Genomic DNA, 14,160 nt, shown 5'->3' on the forward strand with positions numbered 1-14,160 from the left:
ACAAGTACAGTGAAGTGTGTCGATAGTAAGTATTAAGTCAACGCAGTCATGACGGCTTTCCGATACGCCGGACGCTGCTTCAGCCGTGCGTACCAGGCTTGCAGATGAGGCTGCGGGGCACGCTCGATCGGCATCTCGAACCAGGCATAAATGAAACTGCCGAGGGGGATGTCGCCCATGCCGATTTCATCACCCGACAGGTACGGCTTGACCGCCAGCGCCTGATCGGCCATCGACAAAAGTGTGTCGCATTCCTTGATCGCCGCGTGGATGGCGGGCCAGTCCTGCTGATCGGCCGGCGTGCGCAAAACGCCCCAGAACACCGTGCGGAACGGGCCGGCAAAACTGGAGGTGGTCCAGTCCATCCACTTGTCGGCGATGGCGCGCGCTTTCAGGTCGTCCGGATACCACGCGGTACCGGCGGCATGCAGGGCCAGCAGGTAGCGCACGATCGCATTCGACTCCCACAGCACGAAACCGTCGTCCTCGATCACAGGCACCCGACCATTGGGGTTCATCGCCCGGTACTGCGGCGTGTCGACGACGCCAAAGGCACCGCCCGCATCGATGGCTTCATAGGCCAGGTTCAGTTCCTCGGCCGCCCACAAGGGCTTCCTGACATTCGACGAATTTTTTCGACCCCAGATCTTCAGCATGGCTGCCTCTTAATGGATGAGTGCGCAGGCAGCATACGCCGGATCAAGCGCGACTCAAATCGCTCTGCATGTCACCCAGCAGCGGCGGCAACGCGTCGCCGAACAGATGCGGGTAGCATTTTTCCAGGTGCTCGAAAAAGAAGGTTTCCGGGACGTCGGCGAACTGACCGTGATCGATCAAATACTCCATCAACGGCGCGCCCTCGCGATTGAAGGGGTGGAACACGCTGTCGTGGATGCCATCGAATTCCAGCGGCGCCACATTGAACAGTTCACACAGCTGCTGGTTGAACGCTGGCGTGGCCTTGACCCAGCGGCCGTTCAGGAACAGTTCGGTATAACCATGCATGGCGAACACATCGCTCTTGAGCAACGCCAGCAAACGTGGGGTCGACAAATGATTGCGCACATCCGCCAGGCCGATTCGTGCGGCAATTCCGCAATGTCGAGCCGCACCGGCCAGCAACGTGGCCTTGGGCACACAGTAACTTTCACCGGCCGCCAGTGCATGACTGCCACGCAAGGTGCCAGGGTCGCGACTGAAGGTGTAGGGGTTGTAACGCACGGCCTCGCGCACCGCGTGGTAGAGATTGATCGCCTGCTCGAGCGGATCGCGACGATTGCCACGGTGTTTTTCGGCGAACTCCACTACCGACGGGTGGTCACTATCGATGAAGCGACCGGGACTCAAATACTCGTGCATGCGAACAATCTCCTGGAGAAGCCACGAGTCTAGCGACAGGTTCAGCACGAAGATAACGACGTTTCGGCCAAACATGGACGCTTTGCCGCCCGCCCCTCGAACGTTTTGTGCGGTCCGCTGCCAACCGGTCCTACACACTCTTGGAAGGTTTCCCACGATTTCAATCAAACCGCTCTGACCAACCTGTTTTGCGGATGCCGTCTAAGCTCTGAAGGTTGTTTTTGCCCTTGATTCACGGAGGATTAAATATGCTGCTGTTGTGGATACTGGTTCTGGTTGTCGGGATAGCGTATTTAGCCCACCGCCGTATTGCCCCTCTGCCCGCCCTGTGCATCGTTGCCGTCTATGTGGTGGCGATGGGTGCCTTCAGCCGTGCGCCTGGCGGGTTGCTGCTGGTCCTGTGGCTGTTGATCGCCGCCGTTGCCCTGCCGCTGTTGCTGCCCGACCTGCGCCGCAAATACTTCAGCGCGCCGCTGTTCGACTGGTTCCAGAAAACCCTGCCACCGATGTCGGAAACCGAGCGCGACGCCATCGACGCCGGCACGGTATGGTGGGACGGTGAACTGTTCAGCGGCCGTCCGGATTGGGACAAGTTGCTGTCCTACCCCAAGGTTCAATTGACCGAAGAGGAACAGGCCTTCATCGATGGCCCGACCGACGAACTCTGTGCAATGGTCACCGACTGGCAGATCGGCCAGGACATGGACCTGCCCGCCGAGGCCTGGGCGCACATCAAGGACAACGGCTTCTTTGCTCTGATCATTCCCAAGGAATATGGCGGCAAGGGTTTTTCCGCCTACGCCCACTCCCAGGTGGCGATGAAACTGGCGACCCGCAGCGGCGACCTCGCGTCCACCGTGATGGTCCCCAACTCCCTCGGCCCCGCCGAGCTGCTGTTGCACTACGGCACCGACGAACAACGCAACCATTACCTGCCACGACTGGCCCGGGGCGATGACATCCCGTGCTTCGCCCTGACCGGACCACTGGCCGGCTCCGACGCCGGTTCAATGCCCGACACCGGCGTGATCTGCAAAGGTCAATGGCAAGGCCAGGAAACCCTAGGCCTGCGCCTGAACTGGGAAAAGCGCTACATCACCCTGGGCCCGGTCGCCACCCTCCTCGGCCTGGCATTCAAAGCCTATGACCCGGATCACTTGCTGGGCGAGGAAGAAGACCTGGGCATCAGCCTGGCGCTGATTCCGACCGATACCCCCGGTGTGGAGATCGGCCGGCGCCACCTGCCCCTGGGCGCAGCCTTCATGAACGGCCCGAACGCCGGCAAGGACGTGTTCATCCCGCTGGACTTCCTGATCGGCGGCCAGGACATGCTCGGCAAAGGCTGGATGATGCTGATGAATTGCCTGTCGGTGGGGCGTTCGATTTCGCTGCCGGCGGTCGGTACCGGCGCAGCGAAGTTCACCAGCCTGGTGACCGGTCAATACGCGCAGATTCGTGAACAGTTCAACGTGCCACTGTCGGCGTTCGAGGGCATCCAGGAAGCGATGGCGCGCATCGGCGGCAACGCCTGGATGATGGACGCGGCGCGGATGCTGACCGCCAACGCGGTGGACCTGGGCGAGAAACCGTCGGTGCTGTCGGCAATTCTCAAGTATCACCTCACCGAACGCGGCCGCGAATGCATCAGCCACGCCATGGATGTTCACGGCGGCAAGGCGATCATCATGGGGCCGAACAATTACCTGGGCCGCAGCTGGAACGGTGCGCCGATCTTCATCACCGTGGAAGGCGCGAACATCCTTTCGCGCAACCTGATGATCTTCGGCCAGGGCGCCATTCGCTGCCATCCATTCGTGCTCAAGGAAATGGCCCTCGCCGGGCGTGAGGACAAGGAGCAGGCGCTCATCGAGTTCGATGGCCTGTTGCTCAAGCACATCGGGTTTGCCATCAGCAACGCAGCCAGCACTCTGGTGCTCAACCTCGGCCTGGGCCATTTCGAGAAGGCGCCGGGCGACAAGCTCAGCCAGGGCTACTTCCGTGCGCTCAACCGTCAGGCGGCCGCATTCGCCCTGCTCGCCGACCTGAGCATGATGCTGCTCGGTGGCGAGCTGAAACGCCGCGAACGCCTGTCGGCGCGCCTGGGGGATGTGCTGAGCAACCTGTACCTCGCTTCCGCCGCGCTCAAGCGCTATCACGACCTCGACTCTCCGGCGCACATGGCACCGCTGTTCAACTGGGCGATGGAAGAAAGCCTTGGTCAGTCGGAACGCGCGCTGGACGAACTGCTGACCAACTTCCCGAACAGGGTGCTGGGCTGCCTGCTGCGGGTCATCGTGTTTCCGTTCGGACGTCGGCACAAAGGGCCGTCGGACAAGCTCGACGCCGAAGTCGCGGCGGTGATTGGCCGGGCCAAAGGCGATCCGGCCCTGGAGGAACTGCTCGGTGGCTGCTTCCGCCCACAATCGGCCGATGACGCCGTCGGCGCCCTGCAACACGCCTTCGACGCGCTGGAGGCGGTGAAACCTGCGCAGAAAAAACTGCATGTGGCGCTCAAGAGCGGTCAGGTCAAACCGGCGGCCGGGGAAAACGTCATCGATGCCGCGCTCGAGGCTGGTGTGTTGCAGCCCCTGGAAGCGCACAGCCTGCAGGCCGCCGAAGTGGCGCGACGCAAGGTGATCGACGTGGATGATTTCGCCAAGGAGGAACTGACGCTGGCGCCGGGGAAAGTCCGCTGATCCCGCCAGCCATGTAAAAACGGGCGCGGGCGCTTTATACTCCCGCGCCCGTTTTGCTCTTGAGGACTTATCTCGTGTCCAACGTCGTTGCCGACCATCTCGTCTTGCTTGACCACTTGCGCAGCATCCTGGTCGCCGTGGGTGAGGCCGAACAGGTTCCTGAAGAAAGCCATGCCTTGTTTCTGGAGCGTTTCGACGAACTGCGCGCCTTGCTGCCGGTCGACCCGATCGAAAGCCAGTACCTGGGCCAGGACATTCTGTGCCAGGTGATGACCCGTTACCCGCAAATCGCTCACCTGGTCCCTCGCGACCTGTTGTGGTACTTCGCCGGCGACTGCCTGCACTACATGCCCGATGAAGAAATCGACCTGTACCAGGCCCTGGAAGATCGTCGCTTCGAAGCCGAACAGAACGACGAACCGTTCGACTGGCATCAGGAAAAACAGCTGCTGGCGATGTCGAACGACGACAGCAAGCACTGAGTAATCCCGGTAGGAGCGAGGGGGACGCCGAGTTCTTGCTCGCGAAGATCCAGAGGACACCGCCGCGTGTCAGGCAACCAGCGTTATCGTTGACGATCATCGCGAGCGAGGACTCGGCGCCCCCCTCGCGCCGACAGTCTTCGTGCATCAGAACAACCCGTCACTCTCCGGCAACTCGTACGCCGTCGCAACCTGGCTCGACGCGCCGGCCTTGCCCGGCTTGCTCAAGGTCGGCTCCTTCGCCAGGCACTCGACCAGGTAATCGATCAACACCCGCAGCTTCGGCGGCAGGTATCGGGTTGGGGAATGCAGCAGCCAGGCGCCGCCGTGGTAAGAGGACGCCAGAAACGTCCAGTCCGGCAACACCTGCACAATCAGGCCTTGCTCCAGCGCATGACGCGCCGTGAAGTAAGGCAGGCTGCCAATCCCGATATGCTGCAACACCGCGCCCAGTCGTACACCGGTGTGATTGGCGGCATAGCGCCCACGCACGCCAACGGTGACCGCCTTGGTGCCTTTCTTGAATTTCCAGCGCGCATCGCTCGGTGTTTCGCCCAGGTAGATGCAGCTGTGGTTGAGCAGATCATGGGGATGAGTCGGGGTGCCATGTTCCGCCAGGTACTGCGGCGTCGCGCAGAGCATATGGTCGATGGTCAGCAGTTGCCGCCCCACCAGGCCGGCGGGTGGCTGATCGGTGATGCGGATCGCCAGGTCGACATGGTCGTCGATCAGATCCACCTGGCGGTCCTCGAGCAACAACTCCACGTCCACCTTGGGATATCGCCGCAGAAACTCCGGCATATGCGGATGAATCACGAATCGCCCGACCGCCTTGGGAACGCTGACGCGCACCAGCCCCTGCGCTTCATCGGTGAACTGGCCACTGATCTCCATGACCGACTTGGCAGCGCTGACCATCTCCCGACAGCGCTTGAAGACCTCCTCGCCCGCATCGCTCAGGCGCAACTTGCGCGTGGTGCGTTGCAGCAGGCGCGTGGCCAAGGCCTTCTCCAGGCGCGACAGGCTGCGACTGATCGCCGACGGCGAAGCGCCCAGTTGACGCGCGGCCTCTGAGAAACTTCCGGTCTCGACAACCTTGACGAAAATCGCCATTTCGCCGAGCAACGGTAGGGGAAGATTTATGCTCACGAAGCAACAGTCCTTTGATGTTTGAACGGATTATCACGCAATTCCACGCTTCATATAATGAAATACATAACCGTTGACGATGGCATGGACTATGACGCTCCGCCTGTTTTTCCATAGTGATGACCTCAAGGCCAACGTGGAAGTACTGCAATGCACGCCCCACGAGCAGGAATTCGCCGTGGAGTTGCGCGCCACACTGTTTCATCCCCAGGGCGGCGGACAGCCCTTCGACACCGGCTGGATCGGCGACAGCCAGGTCCTGCGCGTGGTGCAGGATCCGGAGCGGATCCTGCATTTCGTCGACCGTCCGATAGCGCCCGGCATGACCCAGATTCGCGTCGATGAGCCGCGTCGCCGGTTCAATACGCGGATGCATTCGGCCGGTCATCTGATCGGTCACTTCGTGCAAGCCATGGGCTGGATGCCGATCAAGGCGCATCACTGGCCGGGCGAAGGACGAGTGCAGTTCAAACCGACGGATTCGGCGCAAGAGGCGGATGCCCGGACCATCGAGTTCGGCCTCGAACAATGGATCGCCCATGACCTGCCACGCCTGACCTCGTTGCGCGAAGGCGCCCGGGAAATCGGTTTCGGTGAACTGCCGGCCTACGGCTGTGGCGGCACCCATGTACGCAGCCTGAAGGATTTGGGCAAAGTCACGATCACTGCCGTTTCGCAGAAGAAGGGCACGCTGTCAGTCCACTACACCGTGGATTGAGCCTGCGGGCGATGGCGGATCCGCTCTCGCCCGACGCCGGGAATGCCTGCATTCACCGGTTCCGTTGACTATCAGATAGATGGACCTTGACCATGATGCTTGACGTCGAGCGTCTCGATGAGACGTGCATACAAAAACTGGCCAACGAAGAAGTCCTCGCCATCCGCGTCAAAAGCTTCCTGGCCCCGCCGCTGGCGCAAAAGATCGGCGACAGGATTCTTGCCCCGGGTTTCGAGGGCTATATCAACGCACCGAGCATCGGTCGCATCGGCATGGCGTTTTATGAAGCGGAAAACCAGCCACTGCTGATCGAGGACTACTTCGATCGGGCGACCCGCAACATCGCGGATTTGCGCGACCGTTGCGCGCCCTACGCCTCTCCGGTCGACACCCTGCGCTGCATGCTCGACGAATCCTGGCCCGCCGGCGCCCACCTGGAAAGCCTCTACGGACGCAAGATGTATGTCGGGTTGTCCCGGGTGGTGAAGCCCGGGGTCTGCTTCCTGGCCCATCACGACATCTTCGCCAAGGACGCGCCTGACAGCTATCAGGCACGAAGCCTCGACGCCCAGTTCGCCTGCAACGTGTACCTGAACATGCCCGTGGAGGGCGGCGCATTGCAGATGTGGGACCAGGATATTTCCCCGGACCAGTTCGACGACATGCGCGGCGACAGCTACGGCATCGACCCGGCGTTGCTGGGCGCCCCGGCCCTGGAAGTCCGTCCCGAGCCCGGTGATTTCATCATGTTCGATTCGCGTTGCATGCACGCAGTCACACCCGGCGTGGCGGATCCACGCCTGAGCCTTTCATTCTTTGTCGGCTATCGCGGCAATGCTTCACCCCTGACGTTCTGGAGTTGAGATGCAGTATTCGAATTACCTGGGTGAATTCCTGGCGCTGGCGACCATTCACTTTCTCGCCGTGGTGGCCCCGGGGCCGGACTTCGCGGTCACCATCCGCCAGAGCGTGCGTTTCGGTCGCGGCGTGGGCATCTGCACCGCCCTGGGCATCGGCGCAGGCATTTCCGTGCACGTGCTTTACACCCTGCTGGGTGTCGGCGCCCTGATGCACACCCTGCCCTGGCTGTTGACCGTGGCCAAGATCATCGGCGGTGCCTACATCCTGTACCTCGGCATCAGCCTGTTGCGCAGCCAACCAAAGACGACGCTCGACGTTGCAAGGCACACGGATGAACCGCTGGTCGAACAAACGCTGACCAAGGCGTTCACCACCGGATTCCTGACCAATGCCACCAACCCCAAGGCGACGCTGTTTTTCCTGGCGATTTTCACCACCCTCATCAACACCGCGACCCCGTTGGGCATCCAGGCGCTGTACGGGGCCTGGATGTGTTTCGTGAATGCCCTGTGGTTCGTGATCGTTGCGCTGTTCTTTTCCAGCCACCGGGTGCGTGTGCTGTTCATGCGCATGGGGCACTGGTTTGAACGCACCATGGGGGTGATCCTGATTCTGTTCGCAGGGCGCCTGATTCTGTCGATGTGAAAACAGCCCACACACAAAAGGCCCGCTCAGTCTGACTGGCGGGCCTTTGGGTGGTCTGGAGACAAATCGAAAGCAAAAAAAAACGCCGCTCAATGAGCGGCGTTTTTCTGAATTTGGAGCGGGAAACGAGACTCGAACTCGCGACCCCGACCTTGGCAAGGTCGTGCTCTACCAACTGAGCTATTCCCGCAAATGGCGTCCCCTAGGGGACTCGAACCCCTGTTACCGCCGTGAAAGGGCGGTGTCCTAGGCCACTAGACGAAGGGGACACGCTACCCGGAACACATGGTGTGTGTTTCGGTGTCCAGATCCGCATCCGAAAATGAGGTTCTGGTTTCACTCAGCCCTGCCCGAAAGCAACGCCGTTTAAAATTGGAGCGGGAAACGAGACTCGAACTCGCGACCCCGACCTTGGCAAGGTCGTGCTCTACCAACTGAGCTATTCCCGCATTGGCGTCCCCTAGGGGACTCGAACCCCTGTTACCGCCGTGAAAGGGCGGTGTCCTAGGCCACTAGACGAAGGGGACACACGTACTACATTCACTCCCCGCCGCGTTTCGCTGTGTGCTTTACGCTGCAAGTGGCGCGCATTCTATGGATGGATTGAAGGGTCGTCAACCCCCAGATATAAATTTATTTAAATCAATGACTTCGCCCTGCTTTGCGCAAGGAATGGGGCTTTTTGATCGCCCGCTGTTTGACGCCTATATTCTGACACTCGCCAAGACGTTATAGTTCACCCACGCCAAAGATGATGGCAATGTGCAATTCGATGGTCATTGCTTATATAAGCAGCGTTGCGGTCGATACAGTGACAAGCGCGTTCGATCCAACCCGTCGGGCGGCCCTATGCGGCCCCATGCCAAGCCACTAAACTCGCTCGCGAATCCCATAAAGAGGTCTTACCGTTGACTCCACTCATGATCACCCTGCTCGTCGTAGCCGGGATCGCACTTTTGATCGCCATTGGGTACATGAACCATGTGGTGGAAGCCAATAAACTGGAAAGGGCCCGTACCCAGGTCGAACTCAATGACCGCTTGCGTCGTTGCGGCGAAATCACCGAAACCTTCCCCGGCCAACTGATGACACCGGCCCTCAAGCTGTTGTTGACTCGCCTGGAGCTGAACGTCTGCCAGCGCCTGTTGAACCTGGAGAAATCCAGCGCCAACCTCAAGGCGCGAATCAGTGAACTGAACACGCTGATCGGCCAGGGCGAATCGATCCCGGTCAACAATCCGCCCGCACCGATCCAGACCGAAGCCAAGGCCAAGGATGTGCGCTTCCTGCTCGAAGCCCTGCATGGCCAGATCACCCGCGCAGCGCAAGACGGTTTCCTGATGCCCAACGAGGCCAAACGCTGGATCCGCGAAGTTCGCCACATCCTGGTCCTGCTGCACATCGAGTTCTTCAATAACCTTGGCCAGCACTCCCTGCAACAGAACCAGCCAGGCCAGGCCCGTCTGGCCTTCGAGCGCGGCGTGCAATACCTGCGCAAACAGCAGGAACCGCAGGTGTATGCCGAACAACTCGAATACCTGGAAAAACTCCTGGCCCGCGCCAACGCACAGGTCATGGACGAGAATGCGCCGGCTGAAGACGAAGTGAACCCGCTGACCGAAGGCCTCAAGGACGTCGATGCAGACTGGAAGAAGCGCGTGATCTACGACTGATCAGCCTAACCTGCGGCGGGAGCCAGCAGGCTCTCGATAGGGGCGAGATCACCACCGGGTGTCAGGTGGCCAACGTCGTTGTTGACCACCCTCGCGAGCGAACTCGCGCCTACCGTTACCGATTCAGCTTCAAAGCCTGAAATGCCCCACCATTCCCTTTAGCTCACTGCCCAACTGTGCCAGCTCGATACTGGACGCGGCGTTACCCTGCATCGCCAACGACGATTGATCCGCACTGGCGCGAATACTGGTCACGCTGCGGTTGATCTCCTCGGCCACGGAGCTCTGCTCTTCGGCGGCCGCGGCGATCTGCTGGTTCATCTGCTGGATCAACGACACCGCCGAGGCAATGCTGCCCAAGGCGCTTTCGGTCAGTAAGGCATCACTGACCGCCAGCTTCACCAGCTCGCCACTGCTCTGAATCTGCTGCACCGACGACTGCGCCGCCGACCGCAAGGCACTGACCAGCCGCTCGATTTCCTCGGTTGATTGCTGGGTCCGTCGGGCCAGCGCCCGCACTTCATCGGCGACCACCGCAAAGCCCCTGCCCTGCTCACCGGCGCGCGCCGCCTCGATGGCCGCGTTGAGCGCCAACAGGTTGGTCTGCTCGGCCACACTCTTGATGACGCTGAGTACGGTGCCGATGTTCTGGATTTCCGCGCTCAGGCTCTCGATGCTGGAACTGGCCGAAGACGCCGAATCTGCCAGTTGCTCGATCCGCGTCATGCTCTGGCGTACCACCGCCTGGCCACTTTCGACCTTGTCGTCTGCGGTTTGCGCGGCTAGCGCAGCCTCCTCCGCGTTACGCGCCACGTCGTGCACGGTGGCGGTCATCTGGTTCATCGCCGTGGCGACCTGTTCGGTTTCCTCTTTCTGGCTGCTGACCTCGAGATTGGTCTGCTCGGTGACTGCCGACAGCGACTGCGCCGAACTGGCCAGTTGCTCGATGCCCGCCTGCAAACCGCTGACAATACTGCTGAGCCCCTCGCCCATCTGCTGCATGGCCTGCATCAACTGCCCGATCTCGTCCCGGCGAGTCACTTCAACCGTGGCGCTCAAGTCGCCCGCCGCGATCTGCTGCGCCACGCCGATCACTTTGCGCAGCGGCCCGACGATCAGGCGAGTGATCACCCACGCAGCAATCAGTCCGACCAGCAGGGCCAGCGCCGACGAACCGATGATCAGCAGCGAATTCTTCTTCAGTTCGGTCTGCATCGATTGGTCTTCAGCGACGTAGGCCTGGTCGACCCGCTCCATCACCTGAGCGGCGCGCTGGTTCAACTGCCCGTAGACGGTTTTCTCCTGAGCCAGCAGGTCGGTGTATTCCGTGAGTTTCTCACTGAAACCGCCGATGTGCCCGACCACTTCATTGAGAACCGTCAGGTAACCCTCGTCCTTGACCGTGGTTTTCAGTTGCTCAGCCTGGGCCAGGGCCTGATCGGCCTGTTCGATCTTGCCCTGCCCGGCACTGTCGTCGCCCTTGCGACTTTGATCCAGACGCACGCGGGCTTCGTTCATGGCCTGCAGCATCAGCCGCGACACCTGGCTGACCTGGCTGGCCTGTTCGATGAACTGGGCGCCATCCTTGCCTTCGGAGTCTTTCAGGGTGTAGGCGCCATCGTCAGCAAGCCCGGATTGCAGCACATCCAGATTATTGGCCACGCTGGACACCGACCAACTGGCCATTTCCAGCGCCAGGTCCTTGGCCTGACTCAACGAGACGAACTCGTCAAAGGCTTTGCGGTAAGCCCCAAGGGACTGCTCGACATCGCTCATGACCGGCACATTGGCCGGCGACTGGGCCTTGAGCTCATTGGCCAGGGCAATCAGGCCATCGACCCCTTCGCGCAAGGCCGTGGCGACTTTCGGGTTGCCGTGCAAGGCGTACTCCTGCTCCAGCAGGCGCACCTTGAGCAGGCCGCTGTTGAGCGACGACATCTGTTTGAGCCCGTCGAAGCGCTGGCTGATGGTTTGCAGGGACCATACGCCGATGGCCGCGACCAGCGCGGTCAACAGCAGCACCAGCACAAACCCGACACCCAGTTTTTTCGCCATACCGAGGTTGGCAAAACGTCCTTGCACGGCCGAAATCATTGCACTTAGTCCCCTGACATAGTCTGTTGACGCAGATTCGCAACGGGCCTTTGCCAGCACAAGTCTCTGGCGTCGGAATAATGGCAAAAAGCTACGGCAACGTCGTTTTCAGAACGCTTGAGGTCGATCCGAAGCGGTGGCTTGAAAGAACGCCCGGGCGCGTGGATCGCAGGCACACGCGACATTGATCCGCTGCCAGTCACTGACCTCGCCGGCTGGACTGAAGGCCCTCGGGGAAGACAGCCGCACACCGAAGCGCCGGGCATGCAGCCGCAGTTCAGCGTAGTCGGTGTTGCGGGGGCGTGCCCAGATGAACAGGCCGCCGACGGGTTTGCCGAAAACCTCCCACTCGGCGTCCTCCAGTAGTTGCAACGCGGCCTCGCGGTCGTGTCGCAAACGCTGGCGCAGACGCAGCACCAGTTTGCGATAGGCACCACTGGCGAGCAGGCAGGCCACTACCGCTTCGCAAAACCCCGATGCCCCCAGGCTGCTCACCCGCTTGACCTCGGCCAGGCGCGAAATCACTTCGGCACTGGCTACCACGAAGCCAACGCGCAATGAGCTGCTGAGGGTCTTGGAGAAACTCCCCAGATAAATGACATCGCCATCCAGAGCCGCCAGCCGCGTACCGGGACCGCCATGCAGATCGGCGTAGACGTCGTCTTCGATGACCAGCACACCATGGTGCTTGCTCAATTGCATCAGTTGTTGCGCCACCATCGGCGCCAGGTTGGTACCCGTCGGGTTGTGATAGAAGCTGTTGATGAACATCGCGCGCGGCTTCTTTTCCAGCAGCAATGCCTCAAGCACCTGGATATCAGGTCCGCGAGGCGTGCGCGGCACTTCGATCATCGACACCCCTTGCAGCCTGAGCAACTCGAACAGCGGCGAATAACCGGGGTTTTCGACCACCACGCAATCACCCGGCCGGAGCAGGGTCCGTGCGATCAGGTCGAGGCCCTGGCTGGCCCCGGCGGTCGTCATGATCTGCGAGTCATCTGCGGTGATATCCAACAGTTTCAGGCGCTTGCCGATCTGTCGGCGCAACGCGGGCAACCCCAGCGCCGCGCTGTAGTTGAACAGGCTCGCCATGTCGGTGCGGCTGACTTCGCGGATCGCATACGTCAGGTCATCCGTCTCGCGCCAGCTTTCGGGGAGCCCACCGCCTCCCAAGGTCAATTCGCCCGAAGCGCAAACCGGCTGCCATTCCACCCCCTCGAACCAGGGTGTGTCTGCAACGGCCGCCGAGGGGGAGGCCACAATGAAGCCAGAGCCATGACGCGACGCCAGCACTCCCTGGGCCACCAGGCGATCGCACGCTTCGACAACGCTGGATTGGCTGAGCAAATTGGTCCGCGCGATTTGCCGGGCAGACGGCAGGCGTGTTCCCGGTTCGATGTCGCTCTGGCGCAGCCAGCACGCCAGCGCGTCGACGATTTGTTGCACGACCGGCACCAAAGCCTGTCGATCGATTCTCAATTCCATGAGCAAGCAAACTCCTGTTCGTTTGACCGAAACAGTTAATCACAGGCGCGCTCAATGGGTTGTGCGACAACGCCGCCAAAACTCCCGGATCTAACCATTTGAAACACATTGCCGGGTGTTTGACGAAGCAGGAGAGCCGCTCAAGATGGGATTCCGATCGGTCTGGACAGGGGGGGTGAGCCAGGTCTTGCGGGAGCGAGCAACGTCGCTCACGCAGGTGGAACCCGGGACTGTTTCAAAACGCCGTGACGCCCCCGTCCACCGCCAGCGAGTGCCCGGTGGTGAAGGCCGCACCGTCGCTGCACAGGTACAGCACGGCGCTGGCGATTTCTTCGACCTTGCCGATCCGGCCCACCGGGTGCATGGCGTTGGCGAACTCGCCTTTTTTCGGGTCCGCTTCATAGGCACGGCGGAACATGTCGGTGTCGATGACCGCCGGGCACACGGCGTTCACACGGATTTTCTTCTTGGCGTATTCGATTGCCGCCGATTTGGTCAGGCCGATCACGGCGTGTTTCGACGCCGCATAAATGCTCATCTTCGGTGCGGCGCCCAGGCCGGCGACCGAGGCGGTATTGACGATCGCCCCGCCCCCCTGGGCCAGCAACAACGGCAACTGATACTTCATGCACAGCCAGACGCCTTTGACGTTGACGCCCATGATCGCATCGAACTCATCGAGGGTGCCCTCGGCCAGTTTGCCTTTTTCGATCTCGATGCCGGCATTGTTGAACGCGTAGTCGAGGCGGCCGTAGGTATTCACCACTTCGTCCATCAGGTTTTTCACATCGCTTTCCAGGGTGACATTGCAACGTACGAAGGTCGCTTCGCCACCGGCCGTGCGAATCAGCGCCACGGTGCCTTCGCCACCGGCCGTGTCCATGTCGGCCACCACCACTTTCAAGCCTTCGGCGGCGAACGCCTGCGCAGTTGCGCGCCCGATACCGTTGGCGGCGCCCGTTACGACAGCAACCTGGCCGGAAAACGTCATGCTCATT

General features: G+C 61.1%; 12 protein-coding genes, 4 tRNA genes and 1 pseudogene. 6 read left to right on the top strand and 11 right to left on the bottom strand.

The genetic code is table 11. The annotated features are described in order from the left end of the window. Positions 1–32 precede the first annotated feature (32 nt). Complete coding sequence (locus tag ACM6IM_RS27080; protein WP_192305979.1) at positions 33–656, bottom strand: glutathione S-transferase family protein; 624 nt, start codon at positions 654–656, stop codon at positions 33–35. A gap of 43 nt (positions 657–699) precedes the next feature. Continuing rightward, positions 700–1,359 (bottom strand): transglutaminase-like domain-containing protein, encoded by a 660-nt coding sequence (locus ACM6IM_RS27085; protein ID WP_414866798.1) that lies wholly within the window; start codon positions 1,357–1,359, stop codon positions 700–702. A gap of 248 nt (positions 1,360–1,607) precedes the next feature. Between ACM6IM_RS27085 and ACM6IM_RS27090 the strand changes: the two genes are divergently transcribed. Continuing rightward, positions 1,608–4,055 carry an acyl-CoA dehydrogenase gene (locus tag ACM6IM_RS27090; protein WP_414866799.1) on the top strand — a complete coding sequence of 816 codons (2,448 nt, stop codon included), beginning with the start codon at positions 1,608–1,610 and terminating at the stop codon, positions 4,053–4,055. 74 nt (positions 4,056–4,129) lie between these two features. Further along, positions 4,130–4,537, top strand: coding sequence for a PA2817 family protein (locus ACM6IM_RS27095; RefSeq protein WP_192305973.1), 408 nt, complete (start codon positions 4,130–4,132; stop codon positions 4,535–4,537). Positions 4,538–4,684: 147 nt separating this feature from the next. Here the strand turns inward: ACM6IM_RS27095 and ACM6IM_RS27100 are convergent, their stop codons facing one another. Further along, a complete protein-coding gene (locus ACM6IM_RS27100; RefSeq protein WP_192305970.1) occupies positions 4,685–5,686 on the bottom strand; it encodes a LysR family transcriptional regulator in 1,002 nt (333 codons plus the stop codon). 91 nt (positions 5,687–5,777) lie between these two features. Between ACM6IM_RS27100 and ACM6IM_RS27105 the strand changes: the two genes are divergently transcribed. The 3 genes from ACM6IM_RS27105 to ACM6IM_RS27115 all read left to right on the top strand — a co-directional run bounded on the left by ACM6IM_RS27105 (position 5,778) and on the right by ACM6IM_RS27115 (position 7,910). Beyond that, positions 5,778–6,404 carry an alanyl-tRNA editing protein gene (locus ACM6IM_RS27105; protein ID WP_192305968.1) on the top strand — a complete coding sequence of 209 codons (627 nt, stop codon included), beginning with the start codon at positions 5,778–5,780 and terminating at the stop codon, positions 6,402–6,404. A gap of 92 nt (positions 6,405–6,496) precedes the next feature. Next, positions 6,497–7,267 (top strand): 2OG-Fe(II) oxygenase, encoded by a 771-nt coding sequence (locus ACM6IM_RS27110; protein WP_414866800.1) that lies wholly within the window; start codon positions 6,497–6,499, stop codon positions 7,265–7,267. 1 nt (position 7,268) lies between these two features. Continuing rightward, a complete protein-coding gene (locus ACM6IM_RS27115; protein ID WP_201193195.1) occupies positions 7,269–7,910 on the top strand; it encodes a LysE family translocator in 642 nt (213 codons plus the stop codon). 114 nt (positions 7,911–8,024) lie between these two features. Here ACM6IM_RS27115 and ACM6IM_RS27120 read toward each other — a convergent pair. The 4 genes from ACM6IM_RS27120 to ACM6IM_RS27135 form a co-directional block, all read right to left on the bottom strand. Then, a tRNA-Gly gene (locus tag ACM6IM_RS27120) sits at positions 8,025–8,100 on the bottom strand. A 3-nt stretch (positions 8,101–8,103) separates the two neighbouring features. Beyond that, positions 8,104–8,179: transfer RNA gene (locus ACM6IM_RS27125), tRNA-Glu, on the bottom strand. A 104-nt stretch (positions 8,180–8,283) separates the two neighbouring features. After that, positions 8,284–8,359 (bottom strand) — tRNA-Gly (locus ACM6IM_RS27130). A gap of 2 nt (positions 8,360–8,361) precedes the next feature. After that, a tRNA-Glu gene (locus ACM6IM_RS27135) sits at positions 8,362–8,437 on the bottom strand. A gap of 393 nt (positions 8,438–8,830) precedes the next feature. Between ACM6IM_RS27135 and ACM6IM_RS27140 the strand changes: the two genes are divergently transcribed. Continuing rightward, a complete protein-coding gene (locus ACM6IM_RS27140) occupies positions 8,831–9,583 on the top strand; it encodes a hypothetical protein (protein ID WP_192305962.1) in 753 nt (250 codons plus the stop codon). 129 nt (positions 9,584–9,712) lie between these two features. On the opposite strand, the gene ACM6IM_RS27145 is transcribed toward ACM6IM_RS27140, so the two are convergent. From ACM6IM_RS27145 to ACM6IM_RS27160, 4 genes and pseudogenes are all read right to left on the bottom strand, one after another. Beyond that, positions 9,713–10,594 carry a methyl-accepting chemotaxis protein gene (locus tag ACM6IM_RS27145; RefSeq protein WP_414866916.1) on the bottom strand — a complete coding sequence of 294 codons (882 nt, stop codon included), beginning with the start codon at positions 10,592–10,594 and terminating at the stop codon, positions 9,713–9,715. Between the two features lie 27 nt (positions 10,595–10,621). Then, positions 10,622–11,677, bottom strand: a pseudogene (locus ACM6IM_RS27150) (HAMP domain-containing protein); the annotation flags it as partial. Between the two features lie 108 nt (positions 11,678–11,785). Beyond that, positions 11,786–13,162: a PLP-dependent aminotransferase family protein gene (locus ACM6IM_RS27155; RefSeq protein WP_414866801.1), complete on the bottom strand. Its 1,377-nt coding sequence runs from the start codon at positions 13,160–13,162 to the stop codon at positions 11,786–11,788. A gap of 235 nt (positions 13,163–13,397) precedes the next feature. Then, positions 13,398–14,159 carry an SDR family oxidoreductase gene (locus ACM6IM_RS27160; protein ID WP_077749218.1) on the bottom strand — a complete coding sequence of 254 codons (762 nt, stop codon included), beginning with the start codon at positions 14,157–14,159 and terminating at the stop codon, positions 13,398–13,400. Position 14,160 lies beyond the last annotated feature (1 nt).

The organism is Pseudomonas sp. IT-P12, from assembly GCF_949767465.1.
GTDB lineage: Bacteria > Pseudomonadota > Gammaproteobacteria > Pseudomonadales > Pseudomonadaceae > Aquipseudomonas.